This is a genomic window from Chromobacterium sp. W521 (genome assembly GCF_052805975.1).
The window spans coordinates 262,479-285,986 of the sequence record NZ_JBRBAF010000004.1 but is presented as its reverse complement, the minus strand read 5'-3'; the positions used below and the strand labels follow the sequence as shown (position 1 = coordinate 285,986).

At 60.9% G+C, this 23,508-nt stretch carries 24 protein-coding genes and 3 tRNA genes; 9 read left to right on the top strand and 18 right to left on the bottom strand.

Annotated features, from left to right (window positions below; translation table 11 throughout):
* Both ACUXV1_RS07915 and ACUXV1_RS07910 read left to right on the top strand, forming a co-directional pair.
* Entirely contained in the window at positions 1-390 is a 390-nt protein-coding gene (locus tag ACUXV1_RS07915; RefSeq protein ID WP_081554271.1) for a phage holin family protein, read from the top strand.
* Positions 387-668 (top strand): hypothetical protein, encoded by a 282-nt coding sequence (locus ACUXV1_RS07910; protein WP_019103536.1) that lies wholly within the window; start codon positions 387-389, stop codon positions 666-668. Before ACUXV1_RS07915 ends, ACUXV1_RS07910 begins: the two co-directional genes overlap by 4 nt.
* Here ACUXV1_RS07910 and ACUXV1_RS07905 read toward each other — a convergent pair whose 3' ends face one another.
* Entirely contained in the window at positions 669-1,646 is a 978-nt protein-coding gene (locus ACUXV1_RS07905; RefSeq protein ID WP_203390368.1) for a hypothetical protein, read from the bottom strand. It abuts the gene before it with no gap.
* A gap of 71 nt (positions 1,647-1,717) precedes the next feature.
* On the opposite strand from ACUXV1_RS07905, the gene tadA reads away from it, so the two are divergent.
* Genes tadA through ACUXV1_RS07890 form a run of 3 tightly spaced genes read left to right on the top strand, consistent with a single transcriptional unit; the run spans position 1,718 to position 3,559 of the window.
* Positions 1,718-2,485 carry a tRNA adenosine(34) deaminase TadA gene (gene tadA, locus ACUXV1_RS07900; RefSeq protein ID WP_446014871.1) on the top strand — a complete coding sequence of 256 codons (768 nt, stop codon included), beginning with the start codon at positions 1,718-1,720 and terminating at the stop codon, positions 2,483-2,485.
* 4 nt (positions 2,486-2,489) lie between these two features.
* Positions 2,490-3,146 carry a L,D-transpeptidase gene (locus ACUXV1_RS07895; protein WP_043632614.1) on the top strand — a complete coding sequence of 219 codons (657 nt, stop codon included), beginning with the start codon at positions 2,490-2,492 and terminating at the stop codon, positions 3,144-3,146.
* Positions 3,146-3,559 carry a DUF2721 domain-containing protein gene (locus ACUXV1_RS07890; protein WP_019104308.1) on the top strand — a complete coding sequence of 138 codons (414 nt, stop codon included), beginning with the start codon at positions 3,146-3,148 and terminating at the stop codon, positions 3,557-3,559. The genes ACUXV1_RS07895 and ACUXV1_RS07890 overlap by 1 nt, the downstream gene beginning before the upstream one ends.
* 141 nt (positions 3,560-3,700) lie before the next feature.
* On the opposite strand, the gene ACUXV1_RS07885 is transcribed toward ACUXV1_RS07890, so the two are convergent.
* The 4 genes from ACUXV1_RS07885 to ACUXV1_RS07870 all read right to left on the bottom strand — a co-directional run bounded on the left by ACUXV1_RS07885 (position 3,701) and on the right by ACUXV1_RS07870 (position 5,254).
* Positions 3,701-4,453: a class I SAM-dependent methyltransferase gene (locus ACUXV1_RS07885; protein ID WP_081554275.1), complete on the bottom strand. Its 753-nt coding sequence runs from the start codon at positions 4,451-4,453 to the stop codon at positions 3,701-3,703.
* Positions 4,454-4,790: 337 nt separating this feature from the next.
* Positions 4,791-4,866 (bottom strand) — tRNA-Thr (locus ACUXV1_RS07880).
* Between the two features lie 153 nt (positions 4,867-5,019).
* Positions 5,020-5,096, bottom strand: a tRNA-Pro gene (locus tag ACUXV1_RS07875).
* 81 nt (positions 5,097-5,177) lie between these two features.
* Positions 5,178-5,254, bottom strand: a tRNA-Pro gene (locus ACUXV1_RS07870).
* Positions 5,255-5,347: 93 nt separating this feature from the next.
* Between ACUXV1_RS07870 and ACUXV1_RS07865 the strand changes: the two genes are divergently transcribed.
* Positions 5,348-6,328 carry a recombination-associated protein RdgC gene (locus ACUXV1_RS07865; RefSeq protein ID WP_043632609.1) on the top strand — a complete coding sequence of 327 codons (981 nt, stop codon included), beginning with the start codon at positions 5,348-5,350 and terminating at the stop codon, positions 6,326-6,328.
* Between the two features lie 307 nt (positions 6,329-6,635).
* Here ACUXV1_RS07865 and ACUXV1_RS07860 read toward each other — a convergent pair whose 3' ends face one another.
* Positions 6,636-6,866, bottom strand: a complete 231-nt coding sequence (locus ACUXV1_RS07860; RefSeq protein ID WP_446014870.1) for a hypothetical protein — start codon at positions 6,864-6,866, stop codon at positions 6,636-6,638.
* A gap of 129 nt (positions 6,867-6,995) precedes the next feature.
* On the opposite strand from ACUXV1_RS07860, the gene ACUXV1_RS07855 reads away from it, so the two are divergent.
* Positions 6,996-7,775, top strand: a complete 780-nt coding sequence (locus ACUXV1_RS07855) for a DODA-type extradiol aromatic ring-opening family dioxygenase (protein ID WP_194426901.1) — start codon at positions 6,996-6,998, stop codon at positions 7,773-7,775.
* Here ACUXV1_RS07855 and ACUXV1_RS07850 read toward each other — a convergent pair.
* The 6 genes from ACUXV1_RS07850 to grpE all read right to left on the bottom strand — a co-directional run bounded on the left by ACUXV1_RS07850 (position 7,772) and on the right by grpE (position 14,827).
* Complete coding sequence (locus ACUXV1_RS07850; RefSeq protein ID WP_043632603.1) at positions 7,772-7,960, bottom strand: hypothetical protein; 189 nt, start codon at positions 7,958-7,960, stop codon at positions 7,772-7,774. The two genes, ACUXV1_RS07855 and ACUXV1_RS07850, sit on opposite strands and share 4 nt — an antisense overlap.
* 61 nt (positions 7,961-8,021) lie before the next feature.
* Positions 8,022-9,026 carry a porphobilinogen synthase gene (gene hemB / locus ACUXV1_RS07845; protein ID WP_043632600.1) on the bottom strand — a complete coding sequence of 335 codons (1,005 nt, stop codon included), beginning with the start codon at positions 9,024-9,026 and terminating at the stop codon, positions 8,022-8,024.
* 151 nt (positions 9,027-9,177) lie between these two features.
* On the bottom strand, positions 9,178-10,689 hold the full coding sequence (locus ACUXV1_RS07840; protein ID WP_114154091.1) for an alanine/glycine:cation symporter family protein: 1,512 nt from the start codon (positions 10,687-10,689) through the stop codon (positions 9,178-9,180).
* A 273-nt stretch (positions 10,690-10,962) separates the two neighbouring features.
* A complete protein-coding gene (dnaJ, locus tag ACUXV1_RS07835) occupies positions 10,963-12,087 on the bottom strand; it encodes a molecular chaperone DnaJ (protein WP_081554279.1) in 1,125 nt (374 codons plus the stop codon).
* Positions 12,088-12,230: 143 nt separating this feature from the next.
* Entirely contained in the window at positions 12,231-14,162 is a 1,932-nt protein-coding gene (gene dnaK, locus ACUXV1_RS07830) for a molecular chaperone DnaK (RefSeq protein WP_019101051.1), read from the bottom strand.
* Between the two features lie 116 nt (positions 14,163-14,278).
* Positions 14,279-14,827 carry a nucleotide exchange factor GrpE gene (grpE, locus tag ACUXV1_RS07825; protein ID WP_081554281.1) on the bottom strand — a complete coding sequence of 183 codons (549 nt, stop codon included), beginning with the start codon at positions 14,825-14,827 and terminating at the stop codon, positions 14,279-14,281.
* Between the two features lie 463 nt (positions 14,828-15,290).
* Here grpE and aceA point away from each other — a divergent pair, with 463 nt between their 5' ends.
* Together aceA and ACUXV1_RS07815 are read left to right on the top strand one after the other, a co-directional pair.
* A complete protein-coding gene (aceA, locus tag ACUXV1_RS07820; RefSeq protein ID WP_019101049.1) occupies positions 15,291-16,589 on the top strand; it encodes an isocitrate lyase in 1,299 nt (432 codons plus the stop codon).
* A 261-nt stretch (positions 16,590-16,850) separates the two neighbouring features.
* Positions 16,851-17,405 (top strand): flavodoxin family protein, encoded by a 555-nt coding sequence (locus ACUXV1_RS07815; protein WP_019101048.1) that lies wholly within the window; start codon positions 16,851-16,853, stop codon positions 17,403-17,405.
* Positions 17,406-17,484: 79 nt separating this feature from the next.
* Here ACUXV1_RS07815 and mpl read toward each other — a convergent pair whose 3' ends face one another.
* The 6 genes from mpl to gmhB all read right to left on the bottom strand — a co-directional run bounded on the left by mpl (position 17,485) and on the right by gmhB (position 23,488).
* Entirely contained in the window at positions 17,485-18,864 is a 1,380-nt protein-coding gene (gene mpl / locus ACUXV1_RS07810; protein ID WP_081575408.1) for a UDP-N-acetylmuramate:L-alanyl-gamma-D-glutamyl-meso-diaminopimelate ligase, read from the bottom strand.
* A gap of 133 nt (positions 18,865-18,997) precedes the next feature.
* Entirely contained in the window at positions 18,998-20,407 is a 1,410-nt protein-coding gene (locus tag ACUXV1_RS07805; RefSeq protein WP_043632591.1) for a sodium:proton antiporter, read from the bottom strand.
* 519 nt (positions 20,408-20,926) lie between these two features.
* Complete coding sequence (gloA, locus tag ACUXV1_RS07800) at positions 20,927-21,307, bottom strand: lactoylglutathione lyase (RefSeq protein WP_043591907.1); 381 nt, start codon at positions 21,305-21,307, stop codon at positions 20,927-20,929.
* Positions 21,308-21,469: 162 nt separating this feature from the next.
* Positions 21,470-22,180, bottom strand: coding sequence for a M48 family metallopeptidase (locus ACUXV1_RS07795; protein WP_446014867.1), 711 nt, complete (start codon positions 22,178-22,180; stop codon positions 21,470-21,472).
* The gene (locus ACUXV1_RS07790; RefSeq protein ID WP_019103521.1) at positions 22,140-22,916 is read right to left on the bottom strand and encodes a lysophospholipid acyltransferase family protein; all 777 of its coding nucleotides are present in this window, start codon (positions 22,914-22,916) and stop codon (positions 22,140-22,142) included. The genes ACUXV1_RS07795 and ACUXV1_RS07790 overlap by 41 nt, the downstream gene beginning before the upstream one ends.
* Positions 22,917-22,942: 26 nt before the next feature.
* Positions 22,943-23,488 carry a D-glycero-beta-D-manno-heptose 1,7-bisphosphate 7-phosphatase gene (gene gmhB / locus ACUXV1_RS07785; protein ID WP_019103520.1) on the bottom strand — a complete coding sequence of 182 codons (546 nt, stop codon included), beginning with the start codon at positions 23,486-23,488 and terminating at the stop codon, positions 22,943-22,945.
* Between the last annotated feature and the right edge of the window lie 20 nt (positions 23,489-23,508).

The following is a 23,508-nucleotide window of genomic DNA, read 5'->3' as shown; positions in this document are numbered from 1 at the left end:
ATGCCGCAACGCCCATCCCCACCCCGTCCCGGCAGCCTGCGCTCCTTCGCCGGCGGGGTGGCTTCCCTGCTGCTGACCCGAGCGGAGTTGCTGTCGCTTGAAGCCCAGGAACTGAAAGACGACATCATCGGCAGCCTGTTCACCGGCATGCTGGCGCTGATTCTCATCGCCGTAGGCCTGACGGCCGGACTGCTGCTGGTCTGGACGCTGACTCCGCCGACTCTGCGCGCTTGGGTCCTCGCCGTCTGCGCACTGTCGTTCTGCGGCGCCGGCGCCTGGCTGGGCTTCAGCTTGCGCCGACGTCTTCGCGACCAAGGACCGGCCTTCGCCACCACCTTGGAAGAAGTGCGCAAGGACTGGGCGGCCCTGGGTGGAGGAGACGCTCCGTGAACCCAAGGGACCGCGCCATCAAGAAACAGTTGCTGGTGATGAAGGGCGAAGCGCTCAGAGTCAAACTGCGCCTGGAGTTGGATACTCTGCGGCGCCATCCTCTAGGCGCCGCCGGGGAAGGTTTGAAGGCCTGGAGCCGGCAGCGCGGCCTCGGCAAGATTCTGGCCACGCTCGGCAGCCTGCTGCCGCCCGGCGGACGACTGCAATCCTGGCTTGGCACCGGCGCGCGGCTATGGGCGCTATGGCAACTGGGACGCCGGCTCTGGCGCAGCCGCTGATCAAGCCTGGACGTTCACGCCCGCGCCGGCCTCCGCCTCAACGTGGACCTGAACGTCCATCTCTCCGTTCTCCGCTATTTCTCCAGTCGCCAGCATCTTCTCGATGCCCTCCATGTCCTTGTCCATCTCCTTGATCATCTTCCGAAGTTCCTGATCCGCTTGCAGCTGGCGCGTCTGCTGCTTGAGCCAGTTTTGCAGCTGCTTCAGCTTCATCATGATGTCCTGGATCACCGGGTCTCCCGCCACCGGATTGCCGCCGGAAAGCGGATTACCGCCCCCCGTCCGCGGCGCGGCGCCATCGTCGCGAGCCACGCCCCCTGCGTTCTTGTCGCCGTTGGCGGCAGCCGCGTCGCCTCGCGCTCCTGCGGCCGAGGACGCTTCCCCCGCCCCGTCCTTAGCCTGCCGCGTCTCATCCTCGGCGGCGGCGGCTTGAGCCTGAACCTGGGCCGCGGCGCCGGACGCGTCTCCGCCGGCATCCGCCGGTTCGGGCACCGCCGCATCCGAGGCGGCCGCGCTTGCCGCCTCCGCGTCGCCGCCTACGCTCACCGACATCATGGAATCGGCTGCGTTTTGCGTCATGCTGGCCACTAACTGTTTCAGCTCCTTAACCGCGCGGGCCAGTTCCCCCGCCAGCGCTTTCAGGCTGGCCTTGTCTCGGCCCGCCATCTGCGCCATCTTCAGCAGCATGTCCACCTTCTTCTTCAACATCTCCTTTTGCATGCCATCCACTTCGGGCGAACGCTTGGGCAATGGTCGCAAAGTCACTTTCAGTTGCTGCATGAATTTGCCCAAGCTTTGCTGCAAAGAAGATTGCAGCTGCTGACGCGCCTGTTGCGCCGGACTGGCCGGCAAGGAAGCTGTTGGGGAGGCCGCCTGGGCCGCAGCGGATTCGGCGAAAGAAGCTGCCGCGGCGCGGCCGGCCGATGACTTGGGTTGGGACGGCGTATAGGAGGCGGAATAGGGCTTTATCACGGGCATATAAGAAAAAACCTATGGTTATGACATTCTATCGGCCGTGAAAGGGATTTCTTTACGCTAAAATCGACATCATGCAAGACAAACCCCTCCCGTCCGCCAAGACCATCGCGATCAGCTCGCCGCTGACCTCGCCTCCTCTGCCGCCCGCGGCCATCGCCTGGCTCGCCGAAATCGGCATTATCGACGCCGACACCCTGCGGCAACGGGGCCCCGTCTTGGCTTTCTTGCAATTGAAAAGCCGCGGGCACACCGCCACCCGCAAACTGCTGTTCGCGCTGGAAGCCGCCTGCCGCGGCATTCATTGGAACCAGCTTGGGGACGAGGCCAAAGACGCCTTGCTGCGACAACTCGCCGCGCACCCGCCCGTGGCCGCGCCGCCGTCCGACACCGAAATCGCCCTCCATCTGACCCAAGCCCTGGAACTGGCCGCCCAGGCCGGCCAGGAAGGCGAGATTCCTGTGGGCGCAGTGGTTGTCCGACAAGGCGAAGTGATTGGACGCGGCTACAATCAACCTATAGGCCGGCATGACCCCAGCGCCCACGCAGAAATCATGGCCATGCGCGATGCGGCCGGCCAGCTGGGCAATTACCGCCTGGACGGCTGCGATCTATACGTGACGCTGGAACCTTGCCTGATGTGCAGCGGCGCCATCATGCACGCCCGCATCGCTCGGGTGATTTATGGAGCGCCGGACGCCAAGACCGGCGCCGCCGGCAGCGTGCTGGACGTTTTCGCAGACAGCCGTCTCAATCATCACGCCGCGGTGTTCGGCAAGCAGCAGGCGGAGGCCTGCGTGCAACCATTGACGGCGTTTTTCCAAACCCGTCGGAAAGGCTGATGCCATGCTGCGACTGATGCTCGTCCTATCCTTGAGCGCATCCGCTTTCGCCGCGGGCATGGAAGACGACGCCTCCCTGACAGTGGACCCGCTGGCGGCGGCGGCATTCGCTGCTGGCCAGCAAAGCGCCGCGCCCTTGCTGGACACCCGCCCCAATCCTCGCCATTACGGCGCGCCCTGGATTCTGGTTGGCGTACGCAGCCAAACCCTGCGTCATTACGACGGCTGGGGCCTGCTGCAGCGCGAATACCAGGTATCCACCGCGCGCAACGGCGTGGGAGAAGCCAGCGGCAGCTATCAGACGCCTCGCGGCTGGCATCGGGTCTGCGAACGCATCGGCGCCGGCGTAGAGGCCAATACCATTATTTTTCGCCGCAAAGTGACGCCCTGGAAATACACGCCGGAACTGCACGCACAGTATCCTACCAAGGACTGGATCCTCACCCGCATCCTGTGGCTTTGCGGCGAAGAGCCAGGAAAGAACCAAGGCGGCGAGGTAGACAGCTATAATCGAGCCATTTACATTCACGGTGCCGGGGACCATGTGCCTTGGGGCACCCCCAGCTCCCTCGGCTGCGTCCGCATGAAAAACCCGGACGTAATCGAACTGTTCGACGCCACCGACAACGGCATTGATGTCCTGATTGATGAGAACGCCTGATGCATTCCGCGCTGACCCTGACCACACCCGCCCTGCTGTTTCCCGCCATCTCCCTGTTGCTGCTGGCTTATACCAACCGTTTTCTCGGCCTGGCCGGCATCATTCGCAATCTGTATGAGGAGTACCGCGACAGCCAGGATCCAAAAATCCTGCGCCAGATCGGCAATTTGCGCACTCGCATCACCTTGATCAAATGGATGCAGTGCCTGGGCATCGCCAGCCTGTTCCTGTGTACCGTGGCGATGTTTCAGGTCTATACCGGCTGGCAGGCCTGGGGGGAGCTGACTTTCGGCATCAGCTTGCTGTGCATGATCTGCTCGCTGGCCGTGTCCTTGATAGAGCTACTGCGCTCGTCGGACGCGCTCAACATCCTGCTTTCCGATCTACAGGCGGAATACGACAAGCGCCGCTAAAAACCTGTTTACGATCTGCTACGCGTCGTGGAGCGTTACACGGTGAGTACACCTTCGAAATGCTCATGCCCCCCTCGACCACTCCGCTTTTTCACTCGTTTTCGCCTCGTCTCGCTTTTGCTCGCAAAAACATGAACGGCTTTACGCTGGGCGCCGCGCCACCAGCAAGCTTAACGGCATGCTCACTTGACGCGCTTGCCCGCCATCGCCCCAGGCCCGGGCGATGCGGCCAGAGGCATCGTCCAGCACATGCTCGCCCAAAGTCTGCTTGCACAGCTTGCTGGCGGAAAGCGTGTTGAGAAAACCCAGGTATTGTTCCAGCGTCCAATCGCAGCTAATCGCCAGCTCCGGCGTTTCAAGCGTAGGCAGCGGGCAACCCGCGGTACTGTAGCCGTCCCACAGAATCTGGCAGCGGCTAGACCAAAACGGCTCGATAATGGAAGTCAAAATCGCCGCGGCGCGGTCCACCTCGGGGGAAACCCGGCATAGATGATAGCCCCAAGCGGCGAATACCCCGCCCGGCTTGAGCACCCTGACCACTTCCGGCCAAAACGATGGGAAATGAAACCAATGCAGCGCCTGCGATACCGTGATCAAGTCGAAAGCGGCATCGTCAAAGGGTGTGACCTCGGCGGGACACTCCCGGTAATACACTTGATTATGCGCCTCGGCTTGGCCCAGTTGCGCGGAGCTGATGTCGGTGGCATCTACCCGCGCAAAACTCTCCCCCAGCCTCACCGCGGTCTGGCCGTTGCCGGTTGCGCAGTCCCAGGCCCGTTCACGCTCGAAGCACTGCGGCAACAACCACTGATACAAGGCCTCTGGATAAGCCGGACGAAACCGGGCATATAAATCCGAATACAGGCTGAAAGTAGCAACGGAATTGGATAGCATGTTCGCTCTCTACAATTGCTGTAGCTTTCCATTAGATGACAGCCTAGACCGTCATGTCCATTCGTCATAACAGACGTTCACAATATATTTCAGCCCAGGCGCATTCTCAAGTTGTCGCCGGCACCGGTAGGGCCGCTCATTCAGCACGCCCGCCGATAAAATGCTTATATCATATTCGACATGCAATCACCAGCCGTCGCAACGGCATCCGTGGCAGGAATTTCAAAGCGCACCAACGCAAATGAAACAGGCGGGAATGAAGAAACCAACAGCAATGGCCGCCGGAAATGCAAAAAGCCCGCGGCAGCGGGCTCATTGCAGTTTCAGAAGAGGATTGTGGTGCCGGTAAGAGGAGTTGAACCCCCGACCTTCGCATTACGAATGCGCTGCTCTACCAACTGAGCTATACCGGCACATCACTCCGCCCTGAAGCAGAGCGCATAATAATAAACAGTTTCCATCGATTTGAAAAGGGGCGGCGCGCGTTTCCAAATATCAGATTTAATTTATCCGCGCTTTAATGCAAAAACCCTGAATTCAAAGAATTGAATTCAGGGTTTTGAATCTGGTCGGAGTGAGAGGATTCGAACCTCCGGCCTCTACGTCCCGAACGTAGCGCTCTACCAGGCTAAGCTACACTCCGTTTACTGCTTTCAGCGCGGTAGCGCCGAGGAGCAGAAATTTACTACATCCAATGCTTTTTGACAAGCTATTTCTATTTGACTGGTCGGAGTGAGAGGATTTGAACCTCCGGCCTCTACGTCCCGAACGTAGCGCTCTACCAGGCTAAGCTACACTCCGACGACCATCCAAAGCTTGTCTGAAAACCGCCCCGCTGCCGTCTTGGCTGCGGTACAATCTGTGGCATCAGAGGACGCGCATTATGGAACAAATATGTGGTTTAGGCAACTATCTTTTTACCGTTTGAATCAAGACGACGCCCCTAACAACGAGCAACTTTCCGCCGCGCTGGAAAAGCGTCCATTCCAGCACTGCATGGGTCTGGACTGGTTCAGCGAGGGCTGGGTGCCCGCCGCCAACCATCTGGACGCGCCGGTTTACGCAGTGCGCGGCTGCCAGATGGTCTCGCTGCGCCGCGAGGACAAAGTGCTGCCCTCGTCGGTGATCCGCGATTTCGTCGAGCTGAAAGTCGCGGAAATCGAAGACAAAGAGCTGCGCAAGGTGGGCCGCAAGGAAAAGCTGGCGCTGAAAGAGCAGATCACCGACGACCTGCTGCCGCGCGCCTTTGTGCGCAGCAGCAGGATGAGCGCCTATCTGGACACGCGCCGCGGCTGGCTAATGGTGGATTCGGCCGCCGCCAGCAAGGCGGAGGCGTTGGTGTCCAAGCTGCGCGAAGCCTTGCCGCCTTTCCCCGCCGCGCTGCCTCGCACCAAGATTGCTCCGCACACCGCGATGACGGACTGGCTGGCGGCCGGCGAAGCCCCTGCCGGTTTTGAGTTGGACTCGGATTGTGAATTGAAGGACAGCGGAGAAAACGGAGCGGTGGTGCGTTGCGCGCGCATCGACTTGACCGCGGACGAAATCCGTCAGCACATTGCCACCGGCAAGCAAGTTACGCGGGTAGGCCTGATCTGGCAGGAAAAAATCCGCTTCCAGCTGACCGACATGCTGCAGCTGAAGCGGCTGCAATTCCTGGACCTGCTGCAGGATGAAGCCAGCCAGGCGGGCGATGATAGAGAAAGCCTGTTCGAAGCCACCTTCACCTTGATGAGCGAAGAACTGGGCGAACTGGTAGACGCCCTGGTCGCCGCCCTGGGCGGATTGGAAGAAGCATCCAGCCCGACAGTCTCACCCGCGGCAAACAGCACGGTTGCCGCCGTAGTTGAAAACTCGGCGGAAGTCCCCTGGGATTGATCCCTGACCCGCCCCGCAAACGAAGCGCTTGCGGGGCGCATTTTCCTCTCCCATTCTCACAACTTCATTTCTTGAGCCCCACGCTCATAGCTCCTGGCTAACCAAAAACAAAAAACAATCAATTTCACTGATAAAAACCGCTGAGCGATACTGAAAACAATCTAGCAACGGAGCCCCCGATGAAACAGGTCAACTGGCAAGCGTTCTGGCTGGAATTGTGCGCCAACTTCGCCTGGCTGCAATAAGCACAGCCCCCTCTGAGGAATACGCAGGTTTTCGCGACCCGCCTGCCAATTGCAGATTCCTCTCAGCTCCAGCCGCTCCACACAGGAGCGTTTATTTTGACATTCAAACAATAATGATTATCATTCAAATATAGGAGCGTCAAATGACCATGTATCGACAACAGCTCAGAAGGTTGAAGCGGCAGCCGCTTACCGGCAGGCAAGGCAGGCGCAATTGGCGACGCATCGCGGGCTTCCTCATCTTCATTGCGGGCTGCGCCATCCTGCTTGCCGGATGAAGTTAGGTCCGGCATCCGATCTCCGCCTAGCCGCCCCTCCGCCAAATTATTTCCAAAGAGTAAACAATAAAACCAATAAACTGCGGTTTATCAGAGAATCGGCGTGGCTTAAGCTGAAGCATCTCTTGAATGAAAGCTTCAGTCATGACCACTCGCCTACCCGCGCTGTTCATCTCGCACGGCGCTCCAACCTTGGTGCTGGAAGACAGCCCAAGCCGTCACTTCATCTCCCGACTGGGAACGGAGCTGCCCCGCCCTCGCGCCATCGTCATCGTTTCCGCGCACTGGGAAACTCGCGGCCTGGTGGTCAACCACAGCCCGAATCCGGAAACCATTCACGACTTCTACGGTTTCCCCGAAGCCTTATACCGCCTGAGCTACCCGGCACGCACCGATGCGCCGCTCTGCGCGCGTCTGCATGAATTGTTCGCCGCGGCCGGTCTTCCCGCTCAAAGCACCGAACAAAGAGGATTGGATCACGGCGCCTGGACGCCTCTGATGCTGATGTATCCGCAAGCGGATATTCCCATCGTCAATCTGTCGCTGCCGCATCAGGCGCCCGCATCCGAGTTGATGCGCATTGGCGAAGCGCTGCGCCCGCTGCGCGACGAGGGTGTTCTGATCATCGCCTCCGGCAGCTACACTCACAATCTGCGCGCACTGGCGCCGGAAGGTTCGGAACCGGCTCCGTGGGCGCTGGCTTTCCGGGACTGGCTGGACTTGCAGTTGGAAACCGGCGCGCATGAAGCATTGGCGGACTGGCTGAGGCTGGCCCCCGACGCGCGCCGCAACCATCCCAGCGACGAGCACATCGCCCCTCTGTGGATTGCGCTGGGCGCCGGGGGCCGCGACGCCAAGGCTTCCAAACTGCACGACGACTGGCGCATGGGCAATCTGTCCATGGCTAGCTGGCGCTTCGACTAGCCGCCCGCCGCCGGCGGCCCAGCATCGCCGTCTTGATCCTCATCGTCCCAAGCCAGCGGCTTGACGCTTGCCGGCAGCTCCGGCGGCGGCTCTCGCCTGGCCAACCGGATCAGAATACCCAGCGCCGTCACCGCTGGCGCGGCGGCGATGATCACCCAGAACAGGGTGGAATGCATCAAATCCATATCCGCTCCCATGCAAAACGCCCCGGTCTGAGCCGGGGCGCGATGGCTTGCCTTCCTGCGTTTAGCCTTGGCGCAGCAAGCGCGCAGCGTCCAGCGCAAAATAGGTCAGGATGCCGTCGGCGCCGGCGCGTTTGAACGCGATCAGGCTTTCCAGCATGCACTTTTCCTCGTTCAGCCAGCCGTTCTGGAACGCGGCCTTCAACATCGCGTATTCGCCAGACACTTGATAGGCAAAGGTCGGCACCCGGAAAGTATCTTTTACCCGACGGATCACGTCCAGGTAAGGCATGCCCGGCTTGATCATCACCGCGTCCGCGCCTTCCTCCAGGTCCTGCGCCACTTCCTGGATTGCTTCGTCCAGATTGGCAGGATCCATTTGGTAGTTGTTCTTGTCGGCCTTGCCCAGATTACCGGACGAGCCCAGCGCGTCGCGGAACGGGCCGTAGAAACCGGATGCGTACTTGGCCGAATACGCCAGGATTTTGGTGTGGATGAAGCCTTCCTCCTCGAAAGCCTCGCGAATCGCGCCGATGCGGCCGTCCATCATGTCGGACGGGCCGAACATGTCCACGCCGGCCTCGGCGTGACAGAGGCCTTGCTTGATCAGGATTTCAGTGGTTTCGTCGTTGAGCACGTAACCGCTGTCGTCCATCACCCCATCCTGGCCGTGAATGGTGTAGGGATCCAGCGCGCCATCCGTCATCACCCCCAGTTCGGGAAAGCGTTTTTTCAACTCGCGCACCACGGTCGGCACCAAGCCTTCGGGGTTGTAAGCCTCTTGCGCGCTATTGTCCTTGCCGGACTCGATCACCGGAAACAGCGACAGCATCGGGATGCCCAATTCCAGCGCCTGTTCGGCGGTGTACAACAGCTTGTCCAGCGTCTGGCGCGGCGCGCCCGGCATCGACGGCACTTCCACCACCCGGTTCTGCCCCTCCATCACAAATACCGGATAGATCAGATCGTTGGCGGTCAGCACGTTTTCACGCATCAAGCGGCGGGAGAATTCATCTTTGCGCATGCGACGCATGCGAGTGGCGGGAAAATAACGATTGGCGAAAATCATGACAATTCCATTAGAAGGATCAGCCCGGCCATTGTACGCCTGTTGCCGCCGCCCCGCAGCGGATGCCGGCCGGCAAAACAGAGTGTTCTGAATTTTGCACGCCCGGCCTGCGGACAACGTCGACACCGGCGCCGTCCGCATCCTCCTTGGCTCAGCTCTCACGCGGAGCAAGCTTGCCCTCACCCCCCTCGTGGCTGGCCTTCGCCGCCAATTCCGCGGCCAGATTATCCTCCGCGCGCCGCCCTTCCCAGTAGGCGGCATTGACGATGCCCAGTTTCTCCGGATGGAACACCGGGTCCAAGCCCTGCGCCTTCTGCGCTTCGTAATCGCGCAGACAGGCCAGCGCTGGTTTTTGCATGAGGATGATGGCGATGATGTTGAGCCAGGCCATCAGGCCCACGCCGATATCCCCCAACCCCCAGGCCAGATCCGCGGTTTTGACCGTGCCGTACACCGTGGCCGCCATCAGCGCGATCTTCAACACGAAGCTCAGCCAAGGCAGCTGTATCTTGCGGTTGATGTAGGCGATATTGGTTTCAGCGATGTAGTAGTAGGCGACGATGGTGGTAAAGGCGAAGAAGAACAGCGCCAGCGCGACGAAGATGGAACCAAAGCCCGGCATGATGCTTTCCATCGCGATCTGTACATAGCCAGGCCCCGCCGCCACGCCGGCGATGCCGGTGAACATGGCCTGGCCCTCCGGGCCCTGCACATTGTATTGGCCGGTGATCAGCAGCATGAAAGCAGTGGCGGAACAGACGAACAGGGTGTCGATATAGACCGAGAAGGCCTGCACCAGGCCCTGTTTGGCCGGATGCGACACCGCAGCGGCGCTGGAGGCATGCGGGCCGGTGCCCTGACCGGCTTCGTTGGAATACACGCCGCGCTTCACCCCCCATTGGATGGCGAGGCCTAGAATGGCGCCGAAGCCGGCCTCAAAACCAAAGGCGCTTTTCAGCACCAACGCTATCACGCCGGGCAGTTGCTCTATGTTCAGCGCGATGATCACGCAGGCGACGATGATATAACCCAGGGCCATGAACGGCACCACCGCGCCGGCGAACAGCGCGATGCGCTTGACCCCGCCGAAGATGATAAAACCCAGGATGATGGCCAGGACCGCGGCGGTGACGGTGGGCGCGATGCCGAAGGCGGTATCCAGCGAGGCGGCGATGGAGTTGGCCTGCACCCCCGGCAAGAGCACGCCGGTGGCGACAATGGTGGTGATGGCGAACAGCCAGGCATACCACTTCATGCCCAGACCCTTCTCGATGTAGAAAGCCGGCCCGCCTCGGTACTGGCCGTCTATTTTCTCCTTGTAGACTTGGCCCAACGTCGATTCGACAAAGGCCGAGCTGGCGCCGAGAAAGGCCACCATCCACATCCAGAAGATGGCGCCCGGGCCGCCGAAAGTAATTGCGGTGGCCACGCCGGCGATATTGCCGGTACCCACGCGGCCGGCCAAGGTCATCGCCAGCGCCTGAAACGAGGACACGCCGCTGGAGGTGCTCTCCGTATTGAACATCAGCCGCAGCATTTCCTTGAAGTGGCGCAACTGCAGGAAGCGCGTACGCACAGACAGGTAAAGCCCCACGCCCAGACACAGGTAAATCAGTGCCGGGCTCCAGATAACGCCGTTGACGGCGTTGACGAATGCATCCATGAAACTCTCCTTTGAGCGAAGCCGGGTGTGCTTCGCCTGACGGCGGACACCCGGATATTTTTATGTTCTCGCCCCGGAGCGGGGTTCCGGAGCCCCTCCAAGATAAGGCCGTAAACCGGAACCCTCCAGATAATTCATTTTAAAAAAACGCTCATTACAACAAGTTACCCAAAAACATTTGACCAATAGACAAAATGATGAAACAAAAAAAACGGCAAGCTCGCTCGCTTGCCGTTTTGCGCCTACGCCCGCGGAGGCCGCTCGGATATCCCTTTAGCCGAAGAAATCCTTCAGCTTGTCCATGAAAGACTTGGAACGCGGGTTATGAGTCGCCACGTCGCCCTGGCTGATGGCGTCGAATTCACGCAGCAGCTCTTTCTGGCGATCGGTCAGCTTGACCGGGGTTTCCACCACCACATGGCAGTGCAGGTCGCCATAATCGGCGCCGCGTACCGCCTTCACGCCTTTGCCGCGCAAGCGGTAGACTCGGCCGCTCTGGGTTTCCGCCGCGATTTTGACCTTGGCCATGCCGTCCAGCGTGGGGATTTCCACTTCGCCGCCCAGCGCCGCGGTGGAGAAGGAGATCGGCATCTCGCAATGCAGATCCATGCCGTCACGCTGGAACACCGGGTGCGGCTTGATGTGGGTGACCACGTAGAGATCGCCGGACGGGCCGCCGTTCTGGCCCGGTTCCCCTTCGCCGGATAAGCGGATGCGATCGCCCTCGTCCACGCCGGGCGGAATCTTCACGTTCAGCGTCTTGTTGGTCTTTTTCTGGCCCGCGCCGTGGCAGCTGGTGCAGGGATCGGAAATCTGCTTGCCGGTGCCGTGGCAGGTTGGGCAGGTTTGCTGGATGGAGAAAAAGCCCTGGCTCATCCGCACCTGGCCGTGGCCACCGCAAGTGGTGCAGGTCTTCGGCTGGGTGCCGGGCTTGGCGCCGCTGCCGTGGCAGACTTCGCACTCTTCATGCGAAGGGATGCGGATCTGCTTCTCGCAACCGCGCGCGGCTTCTTCCAGCGAGATTTCCATGTTGTAGCGCAGGTCCGCGCCGCGATAGACGTTGGAGCGCCCGCCGCCGCCGCCGGAGCGTCCGCCGCCGAAGATGTCGCTGAAGATATCTGCGAAATCGCCGAAGCCTCCGAAGCCCGCGCCGCCGCCAGCGCCAGCCTGCGGGTCCACCCCGGCGTGGCCGAATTGGTCGTACGCGCCTCGCTTCTGGCTGTCAGACAAAACCTCGTAGGCTTCCTTGACCTCTTTGAACTTCTCTTCCGCTTCCTTGCTGTCCGGGTTGCGATCCGGGTGATACTTCATCGCCAGCTTGCGGTAAGCCTTTTTGATGTCGTCGTCGGAGGCGTCGCGATTGACGCCCAACACATCGTAGTAATCTTTCTTGGACATGTTCCTGTCTCTCTCAAAATTCAGCCTGCACGGGAAGCAAGCCCCCTGCGCGGCCGGCCACCATACGCCAATGACCGGTCCGAGCCGCGGAACACTCCGGCGGGCCCGGCCCGGTCATCAGGCGTCAAGACATCGGCTGGCGATTAAGCCTTGTCTTTCTTCACTTCTTCAAACTCGGCGTCGACGACGTTGCCGTCTTCCTGCTTGCCCGCCTGCGCGTCCGCGCCGCCCTGCTGGGCGCCGGCTTCAGCCTGCTGAGCCTGGGCATACATGATTTCGCCCAGCTTCTGGCTGGCCTTGGCCAGTTCTTCGGTCTTGGCTTCGATCGCGGCCTTGTCTTCGCTCTTGGCCACTTCCTCGGCCGCCTTCACCGCGTCTTCGATCTTGGCCTTCTCGGCAGCGTCGATCTTGTCGCCGTGCTCGGCCAGAGATTTCTTCACGCTGTGGATCAGGCCTTCCGCCTGATTGCGCGCGGTGACCAGCTCGTGCAGCTTCTTGTCTTCCTCGGCGTTGGCCTCGGCGTCCTTCACCATTTGCTGGATCTCGGCTTCGGACAAGCCGGAAGAAGCCTGGATGGTGATGTTGGCCTGCTTGCCGGAAGCCTTGTCCTTGGCCGACACATGCAGAATACCGTTGGCGTCGATATTGAACTCCACTTCGATCTGCGGAATGCCGCGCGGCGCCGGCGGAATATCGCCCAGGTTGAACTGGCCCAGGCTCTTGTTGGCGGAAGCCTTCTCGCGCTCGCCTTGCAGCACGTGGATGGTCACTGCGGTCTGGTTGTCGTCGGCGGTGGAGAACACCTGCGACGCCTTGGTCGGGATGGTGGTGTTCTTCTGGATCAGCTTGGTCATCACGCCGCCCAGGGTTTCAATGCCCAACGACAGCGGGGTCACGTCCAAGAGCAGCACGTCCTTGCGGTCACCGGACAGTACCGAACCCTGGATCGCCGCGCCGACAGCCACGGCTTCGTCCGGGTTCACGTCCTTGCGCGGTTCCTTGCCAAAGAACTCTTTAACCTTTTCCTGCACCTTGGGCATGCGGGTCTGACCGCCGACCAGGATCACGTCGGAGATGTCGTTGACCGACAGGCCGGCATCCTTCAGCGCCACGCGGCACGGCTCGATGGAGCGCTCCACCAAGTCTTCAACCAGGCTTTCGAACTTGGCGCGGGTAATCTTCATCGCCAAGTGTTTCGGGCCGGTAGCGTCCATGGTGATGTAAGGCAGGTTCACCTCGGTCTGGGTCGCGCTGGACAGCTCGATCTTGGCTTTCTCCGCGGCTTCCTTCAAACGCTGCAGCGCCATCACGTCGTTCTTCAGGTCCACGCCCTGTTCGCGCTTGAACTCGGTCACGATGTAGTCGATCACGCGCTGGTCGAAGTCTTCGCCGCCCAGGAAGGTGTCGCCGTTGGTCGACAGCACTTCAAACTGGTGCTCGCCGTCCACATCGGCAATTTCAATGATGGACACGTCGAAAGTACCGCCGCCCAGGTCGTACACCGCGATCTTGCGGTCGCCTTCCTGCTTGGACAGGCCGAAAGCCAGTGCCGCGGCGGTCGGTTCGTTGATGATGCGCTTCACTTCCAGACCGGCGATGCGGCCGGCGTCCTTGGTGGCCTGGCGCTGGCTGTCGTTGAAGTAAGCCGGCACGGTGATCACCGCCTCGGTCACTTCCTCGCCCAGATAATCTTCAGCGGCCTTCTTCATCTTGCGCAGTACTTCGGCGGAGATTTGCGGCGGAGCCAGTTCTTGGTCGCGCACTTTCACCCAGGCGTCGCCGTTCTTGGCTTTCAGAATTTCAAAAGGCATCAGGTCGATGTCTTTCTGCACTTCCTTATCTTCGAAGCGGCGGCCAATCAGGCGCTTGGCGGCGTAGATGGTATTGCGCGGATTGGTCACGGCCTGGCGTTTGGCCGGCGCGCCGACCAGGATTTCGCCGTCGTCCATGTAAGCAATGATGGACGGGGTGGTGCGAGCGCCTTCGGCGTTCTCGATGACTTTCGGGTTGCCGCCTTCCACTACCGATACGCAGGAGTTGGTGGTGCCCAAGTCGATGCCAATGATTTTACCCATGTCGAAGTTCCTTTATCTTAATTCGTTTCAGCGGCCATTTGTTCGATAGCGACCGCCTGTTGTCTCAATAGGTATTGGCTATGCCCATTATTTCAAGAGGAGCACGCCGCCCTTTTTTATGCTTTCGCCTTAGCCACCACCACCATCGCCGGACGCAGCACGCGGTCCGAGATCTGGTAGCCTTTTTGCATCACTCGCACGATGGTGTTGGGCTCGGCGTCTGCTTCTTCCGCGCTCATCGCCTGATGCTGATGCGGGTCCAGCTTGTCGCCCGTCTGAGGGGCGATGTCCTTGATCTGCGCCTTGTCGAAAGCGGAGACCAACTGCTTCAGCGTCATGTCCACGCCCATCTTCAGGGTGTCGATCTGGCCGCTCTGATCCAGCAAGGCCATTTCCAGATAGTCCTTCACCGACACCAACTCGCCGGCAAACTTGGTGATCGCGTACTTGTGCGCGGCGGCGACGTCTTCCTGCGCGCGGCGGCGCTGATTTTCCAGATCGGCGCGGGCGCGCAGCAATGCGTCCTTCAGTTCGGCCACTTCCGCATCCAGAGCGGCGATCCGCTGCTCTGCGCTCAGTTCTTGCTCTACGGCCTGCTCCGCCACCGTTGCGTCGATATTGTCATTGTCCACGGCGTCTGCCGCGATGTTTTGCTTGTCCTGCATGGCAATTCCTCGGATTTGGATTCAGCGGTACGAATAGTCCCGACTCAAGGTAGGGGCTTCATCGCGGAATTCAAGCCCTGAAAACGACTGAACCGCTTCAGACCGCCGCGCCCAGGCTGCCAAACGCGGATGTGCGTTTGCGGACTTTTATTTTCTAAAAGCAAACGCTTGAGCGAGCCGCAATATTCGTTTTAGGAAAGTTGCTGTTAGCTTTTGAAAATCAACAATTTTCTTTGTGCTGCACTGCACACAAGCGTTTTTTTTTGTGCTAATAATTGAGCCACACCCGCAAGTGCACTGCCGGGCGGCCCTCTATCCACAGGGTCTGAGCGGCGGGCATGCCGAGCCGGCGCCATGAGGGCCGGCCGCAAGAAAATCCGGAAAAACCGGATGAAACAGATCGCTTAATGAGGACGCCGGCGCCTGCCGGCGCGCACAGAAACGTATCGAGAAGGGCTTTAGCATGACGACTCGCGAACAACGCATTGCAGCCATCCAGAAAGACTGGAACGAAAATCCCCGCTGGAAAGGCATCAAGCGCGGCTACAGCGCCGCTGATGTGGAACGACTGCGCGGCTCGCTGCAGATTGAGTACTCGTTGGCGCGCAACGGCGCGGACAAACTGTGGGGCCTGCTCCACAGCGAGCCTTACATCAACTGTCTGGGCGCGCTGACCGGCGGTCAGGCCATGCAGCAGGTCAAGGCCGGCGTCAAAGCCATTTATCTGTCCGGCTGGCAAGTGGCCGCCGATAACAATGAATACTCGGCGATGTACCCGGACCAGTCGCTGTATCCGGTGGACTCGGTGCCCAAGGTGGTGGAGCGCATCAACAACGCCTTCACCCGCGCTGACGAAATCCAGCATTCCAAGGGCGTGGCGCAAGGCGACGCCGGCTTCATCGACTACTTCGCCCCTATCGTGGCGGATGCCGAAGCCGGTTTCGGCGGCGTGCTGAACGCCTATGAATTGATGAAGGCGATGATACGCGCCGGCGCCGGCGGCGTGCACTTCGAAGACCAATTGGCCTCGGTGAAGAAATGCGGCCACATGGGCGGCAAGGTGTTGGTTCCGACCCAGGAAGCCGTGCAGAAACTGATCGCCGCGCGCTTGGCCGCCGATGTTTACGGCGTGCCCACTCTGGTGATCGCCCGCACAGACGCCGAAGCCGCCGATCTGTTGACCAGCGACTGCGACGAGCGCGACCGTCCCTTCCTGACCGGCGAGCGCACCGCCGAAGGCTTCTACAAGACCAAGAAAGGCTTGGAGCAGGCGATCAGCCGCGCCATCGCCTATGCCGACTACGCCGATCTGGTCTGGTGCGAAACCGGTACACCGGATCTGGAATTCGCACGCAAGTTCGCCGAAGCGGTTCACGCCAAGCATCCGGGCAAACTGCTGGCCTACAACTGCTCGCCGTCCTTCAACTGGAAGAAGAACCTGGACGACGCCACCATCGCTAAATTCCAACGCGAACTGGGTGCGATGGGCTATAAGTACCAGTTCATTACCTTGGCTGGCATTCACAACATGTGGTACAACATGTACGACCTGGCTCAAGATTATGTTGCCCGCGGCATGTCCGCCTATGTTGAAAAAGTGCAGGAGCCGGAGTTTGCCGCCCGCGAACGCGGCTACACCTTCGTATCCCACCAACAGGAAGTGGGCACCGGCTACTTCGACGACGTCACCACCGTGATCCAGGGCGGCCAATCCAGCGTCACAGCGCTGACCGGCTCCACCGAGGAAGAGCAGTTCCACTAAGCCGCGGCACAGGCTTCAGACCGAGAAAACGCCCACCTTGCCGTGGGCGTTTTTATTGACCTGCCGCTGCGCCGAAAAGCTACTATTCAAGCCCACGGCTCGCGATACCGAAAACGCGTCAAGCCGTCTAGATTGTTTAATGCGACTAAATAATTAATTTATCCGACGACGCTTTTTCAATTCACCATCATCGCCAATACTTGCACAAGGCCCACCTCGCTGCGGGCCTTTGTTAATTCACGGCAATATGAAAGGCTCGCCATGGCGAAAGTCGTCGTTGTATATCACTCCGGTTACGGTCACACCCAGCAAGTGGCCCAGCATGTCGCCGAAGGCGCAGGTGCGCAATTGCTGGCCATTGACGCCGAGGGTAATCTGCCCGCCGGCGCCTGGGATCTGCTAAATAGCGCCGACGCCATCATTTTCGGCTCGCCCACGTATATGGGAAGCCCAAGCTGGCAGTTCAAGAAATTCGCCGACGCCAGCTCCAAAGTCTGGTTCACACGAGGCTGGCAGGACAAGGTGTTCGGCGGCTTCACCAACAGCGCCAGCCTGAACGGCGACAAGCAGGTTTCGCTGATTTATCTGCAAACCCTGGCCTCTCAGCACGGCGGTCTGTGGGTCAGCCTGGGCTTGCTGCCCAGCAACGCCAAGAACGCCAGCCGCGAGGACATCAACAATCTGGGCGGCTCGGTAGGCCTGCTGGTGCAATCGCCGTCCGACGCCAGCGTCGACGAAATCCCGCAGGGCGATCTGGACACCGCCAAGGCCTACGGCCAGCGCGTGGCCGGCATTGCCGCCAAACTGCGCGGCTAAGAACCTGTTTACGATAAACTCCGCGTCGTAAAAGACAAAGGGGGCCAACGGCCCCCTTTCTTGCGTCGACGCTTGTCGCTCAGCCGCGCATGGCCAGTTGGTCCAGCAGCTTCTGATGAATGCCGCCGAAGCCCCCGTTACTCATCACCAGCACATGGTCGCCCGGGCGCGCCGCGGCCACCACCGCTTGCAGCAGCGCGTCGAAATTGTCGAAGGTTTGCGCGCGGGCGCCCAGCTCTGCCAAGGCCTCGCCGGGGTTCCACCCCAGATTGGCGGCGGAACAGAACACCAGGTCGGCATCGGCCAGAGAGGCCGGCAGCGCCGCCTTCATCGTGCCCAGCTTCATGGTGTTGGAGCGCGGCTCCAGCACCGCCAGGATGCGCGCCCCGCCTGCCTTGTGGCGCAGGCCGGCCAGGGTGGTGGCGATGGCGGTGGGATGATGGGCGAAATCGTCGTACACCGTGACTCCGGCCGCCACGCCGCGCACCTCCATCCGCCGCTTTACGTTTTGAAAGCGCGACAATGCATCAATGGCCTGGCTCACTGCCACGCCGACATGGCGAGCGGCGGCGATTGCCGCCAAGGCATTGAGACGGTTGTGTTCGCCCATCAAATCCCAACGCACCCGGCCCTGAATCTGGCCGTTGAGCAGCACATCGAAATGGCCATTGTCCTCCAGCGCGCCCAGCTGCCAGCCGGCGTCCGCGCCAAAGCGTTCCACCGGCGTCCAGCAGCCGCGCTCCAGCACCCGATCCAAGCTCGCCTCCCGGCCATTGCTGACGATCAGGCCCTGGCCCGGCACGGTGCGCACCAGGTGGTGGAACTGAGTTTCTATCGCCGCCAGGTCGGCGAAGATGTCGGCGTGGTCAAACTCCAGGTTGTTCAGCACCGCGGTGCGCGGCCGGTAATGGACGAATTTGGAGCGCTTGTCGAAGAAGGCGGTATCGTATTCGTCAGCCTCAATCACAAAGAAGGGGCTGACGCTCGCCGCGTCCTGACGCGGCGCGCCAGGCAGGCGCGCCGACACGCCAAAGTTCTGCGGAATGCCGCCGATCAGGAAGCCCGGCGCCAGGCCGGCATCTTCCAAGATCCAAGCCAGCATTGAACTGGTGGTGGTTTTGCCGTGAGTGCCAGCCACCGCCAGCACCCATAAATCCTTGAGCACGTTTTCCGCCAGCCACTGCGGGCCGGAGATATAAGGCAGCCCGCGATTGAGGATTTCCTCCATCAGCGGCTTGCCGCGCGTCACCACATTGCCCACCACGAAGATGTCCGCGCCGATGTCGGCCTGCTCCGCGCCGAAGCCCTGGATCAGCTCGATGCCCATGGCTTCCAGCTGGGTACTCATCGGCGGGTATACATTGGCGTCGCAGCCGGTGACCTTGTGGCCGGCCTGTTTGGCGATAGCGGCGATGCCCCCCATGAAGGTGCCGCAAATGCCCAGGATATGGATGTGCATAGTTTGGTTCAGCGTATTGAAAACGGCAAAACGGCAAGCATACCGGAAAGCGGCGGGGCCGACATCCATGCCCTCCGGCTCGAACAAGACAAAGCCCGCGACAGCGGGCTTTGTCTGCAACAGGACGGCGGGTTCAGAAGAAAATCAGCGTCATCAGCACAAACAAGGGCAACAGAATGGCGCAGGACCAGCCCAGATAGCCGAAGAAGCTCGGCATCTTCACATGACGATGCTCGGCGATGGCCTTGACCATGAAGTTGGGCGCGTTGCCGATATACGTATTGGCGCCCATGAACACAGCGCCCATGGAGATCGCCAGCAGGGTGTCCGCCATCGGGCCCATCAGCACCTGAGCGTCGCCATGCGCCAGGTTGAAGAACACCAGATAGGTGGGCGCATTGTCCAGGAAGCTGGACAGAATGCCGGTCATCCAGAAATACATCATGTTCACCGGCTGGCCGTTGGCATCGGACACCATGCGCACCAGGCCGGCCAAGTGGCCGTCGGCGCCGGCGCGCAGAATGGCGATCACCGGGCCGATGGTGACGAAGATGCCGGCGAACAACTTGCCCACTTCCAGAATGGGATCCCAGTTGAACTCGTTACCGGCGCGCACTTGCTTGGGAGTGATCCACAGCGAGGCGAAGGCCAGGCCGATCAGCGCCAGATCGCGAATGATGTTCTGCAGCTCGACATGCGTGCCCATGATGTCGAACTCCACGCCCGGCTTCCAAACGCCGGACATCAACACCGCGCCGACAATGCCGGCCAGCAGGAACAGATTACGCTTGCCATGCAGCTTGATCGGCTTGTCCTTGGAGCGATCCACCTCCGGCAGCGTGCCCGCCTGGGCTTCTTTCTTGAAGAGATAGCTGTCCAACACGTAGAAAATGGCAAGCAGCGCCAGCGACAACACCAATACCGGCAGCGCCATGTGCTGCACCGTCCAGCCGAAGCTCACGCCCTTGAGGAAGCCGAGAAACAGCGGCGGGTCGCCCAGCGGAGTCAGGCCGCCGCCGATATTCGCCACCAGAAAAATGAAGAACACCACCACGTGCACATTGTGCTTGCGCTTTTCATTGGCGCGCAGCAAGGGGCGGATCAACAGCATCGCCGCGCCGGTGGTGCCCATGATGGAGGCCAGCGCGGTGCCGATCGCCAAGATGGCGGTATTGAGCTTGGGCGAGCCGTGCAGCGAGCCCCACACCAGAATGCCGCCGGACACTGTGTACAGCGAAAACAGCAGCACGATGAAGGGAATATATTCGGCGAACAGGGCGTGAACGATCAGCGCCATCGAAGTGCCCAGGCCATATGCCACCGCGAAGGGCGCCAGGAATAGCACGGTCCAGACCGCGGTGATCTTGCCGAAGTGGTGGTGCCAGATACCCGGCGCGAATATGGGGAACAGCGCGATGGACAGCAAAATGCCGGCAAACGGCAGTCCCCAGGCCAGGCTCAAGGTGGCGCCGTCCAGTTCAGCGGCTTGCGCCAGCGTCGGCAGCAGGGCCAGCGCGGCGGCGCTAAAGAGTTTTTTGGTCATCTATCTTCCCGAGGGCATGACGCCCATTGATAAAAGCGCCATCGCCTGCGCCGCGTAAGGGCAGGCTATGCAAAGAGTGGATTCCGGCAGTGTTATCGACGCGAAACGGCAGCCGGATGCCGTTGCGCTGACGCTTAGCCGTCAGGCCGGCGCGGATCTCGTCTCCGGGGGAGCGGCGCCTCCGTTTCGGCCAGAACGGTTACAAAGCGTTACATCGTCCCATAACTCGGGCAGTCCGGACAAGGAAAACCGGAATCGGAACCAAGAGTTTTTGCGCAATTGCCACGCTAATTAAGCATTTGATGAAACAAGGCCGGCGGCTCATTGCCGCCGGCCTTGTCTTGAAAGTTGTTCAAGGGACCTCGAACAAGAATGCTTAGGGCCTATTCACAATCTCGCGAGCTAAGGCGAGGCAAGGCGAAAATGGCTGAGAAAGCGGAGTGTACATACGGTACATGAGCATTTCGAAACCATTTTCAACGCCGTATCGCCGACGCGCAGCAGATCGTGAACAGGTTCTCAGCGCTGAATGAACTCGATCTTGTAGCCGTCCGGATCCTCGACGAAGGCGATCACCGTAGTGCCGTGCTTCATCGGGCCGGCTTCGCGGGTGACCTTGCCGCCCTTGGCGCGCACCATGTCACAGGCGGCGTAGGCGTCCGGCACTTCCACGGCGATATGGCCGTAACCGGTGCCCAGTTCGTAGGACTCGGTGTCCCAGTTGTGGGTCAGCTCCAGCACCGTCTGCTCCTCTTCCGCGCCGTAACCCACGAAGGCCAGGGTGAAGCGGCCTTCCGGATAATCCTGGCGGCGCAACAGTTTCATATCGAGCACCTCCTGGTAAAACGCCAGCGAGCGCTCCAAGTTGCCCACTCGCAGCATGGTATGTAGTAAACGCATCATTCTTCTCCTTAGAACCTGTTCACGATCTGCTACGCGTCGGCGATACGGCGTTGAAAACGTCTTCAAAATGCGCATGTACCGTATGTACACTCCGCTTTTTCAGCCATTTTCGCCTTGTCTCGCTCTAGCTCGCAAGATCATGAACCGGTTCTTTATTCATTAATCAAAATGGAACAGCTCGGCGCCGCGCAGCTTCAGCCAACGCCGTGCCGCCTGCCAGTCCGGGTACAGACGCGCAGTCTCCGCCCAGAAGGCGGGCGAATGGTTCATGTGTTCCAGATGGGCCAGTTCATGGGCGATCACATAGTCCAGCACCGTCGGCGGGGCTTGCAGCAAGCGCCAGTTCAGCCGGATGATCCCGGCGGAGGTGCAACTGCCCCAACGCGTGCGCGCCGACGACAGCTGCAGGCCGCAGGGCTGGCGACGACAGCCGCGCGCCAGTTCCGCCATCCGCGCCGGAAACCGCAAAGCAGCCTCTCGCTTGAAGAAACGGCGGACCGCCTGCGTCAAGGCCGCCGCGTCGCCGTGCGCGATACCGGTAACAATCAACCCGTCCGCCGTCAGTCTGGCCGTGCGCCTCACGCCGGGCGTCAGCACGATGGGCAGCGCCTCCCCCCGCCAGCGCAGCTGGCTGAGATCTTCGGCTTGCCTCCGCTCTAGCCTCTGCCGCGTCACATGGCCGGCGATCCAGTCTCGACGCTCCAACAACACTTCGCGCAGACGGGCGGCGCTAACCGCCGGATGAGCCACCAGCTCCACCCTGCCCGCGCTCACCCTAATGCCCACGCTCTTGCGCGGACGACGGGTCAACACCACATCCACCTCGCCGTCAGGCAGCGGCAGACGCAGCCAGACGCTTGCGCTTTTCATCCTCGTCCGCAAACGGGCCGACGCCGCCGATCTCGCGCTGACGCGCCTCGATCCACTGCTCGGCCTCCTTCATCATCGCCTCCGGCCCCAGCTCTTCGCTCGGCACAATGGGCTGGCCCACCACCACGGTGATTTCACCAGGGTATTTCAGGAAGGCGTTGCGCGGCCAGAACTCGCCGGCGTTGTGCGCCACCGGCACCAGCGGCATGTCGAACTGCTTGGCCATGCGCGCGGCGCCCAGCTTGTATTTGCCCGCCACGCCCGGCTTGGTGCGAGTTCCCTCCGGGAAGACCGTGATCCAGAAACGGTGGCGTTTGCGCTCCAAGCCCTGCTCCAGCAGACGCTGGTTGGCGTTGGCGCGGTCGGAGCGGTTGATGATGATGGGGTTCATCAGCACCAGGCCCCAGCCGAATACCGGAATCCAGGTCAGCTCTCGCTTGGCCACGTACACTTGCCACGGGAAAATCTTCTGCAAGGCCAAGGTTTCCCAACCGGACTGGTGCTTGGAACAGATCACCGACGGCTGCTCAGGCAGATTTTCCGCGCCCAGCACCTTGTATTTCAAGCCGATCACATGCTCCAGCATCCACAACAGGCTCAAGGCCCAGCTGACGCCGAACACATGGCGCGCGCGGCGCGGCAGCGGCGCGGACAGCAGCAGCAGAAAGAAGAAGAGCGGCGTGATGATGATCAGCACCAGCCAATACAGCAGGTTACGAAGCCATAAACTCAGCATGCTTGGAACACTATCCTTTTCTGAAGTCAACGCTCGCGGGAATCGATCAGATATTCCGCGGCGTCGTACAAATCGTCGAACACCAGGGTGCCGGCCGGCAGCTCGCCGTCAGCCAGCGTCTTGGCCCCCTTGCCGGTCTTGACCAAGATGGGCAGGCCGCCCACCGCCGCCACCGACTCAAGATCGCGGCGGCTGTCGCCGATCAGCGGCAAGCCGTCCAGTTTCACATTGAAGCGCTCCGCAATCTCCAGCACCATGCCCGGCAACGGTTTGCGACAGTCACAGCCGGCGCTGGGGCCGTGCGGACAGAACAGCACCGCATCGATGCGGCCGCCGGCCTGGCCCACCAGCCTGTGCATTTTCTCATGCATGGCGTTAAGCGCTTGCATGTCGAACAGCCCGCGGCCGATGCCGGATTGATTGGTGGCCACCACCACCCGCCAGCCGGACTGGGTCAGGTTGGCGATCGCCTCCAAACTGTGTTCGATCGGCACCCACTCCGCCGGCGATTTGACGAAATCGTCGCGGTCCTCGTTGATCACGCCGTCGCGGTCGAGTATCACTAGTTTCACGGTTGTCCCCGTCTAGAGCG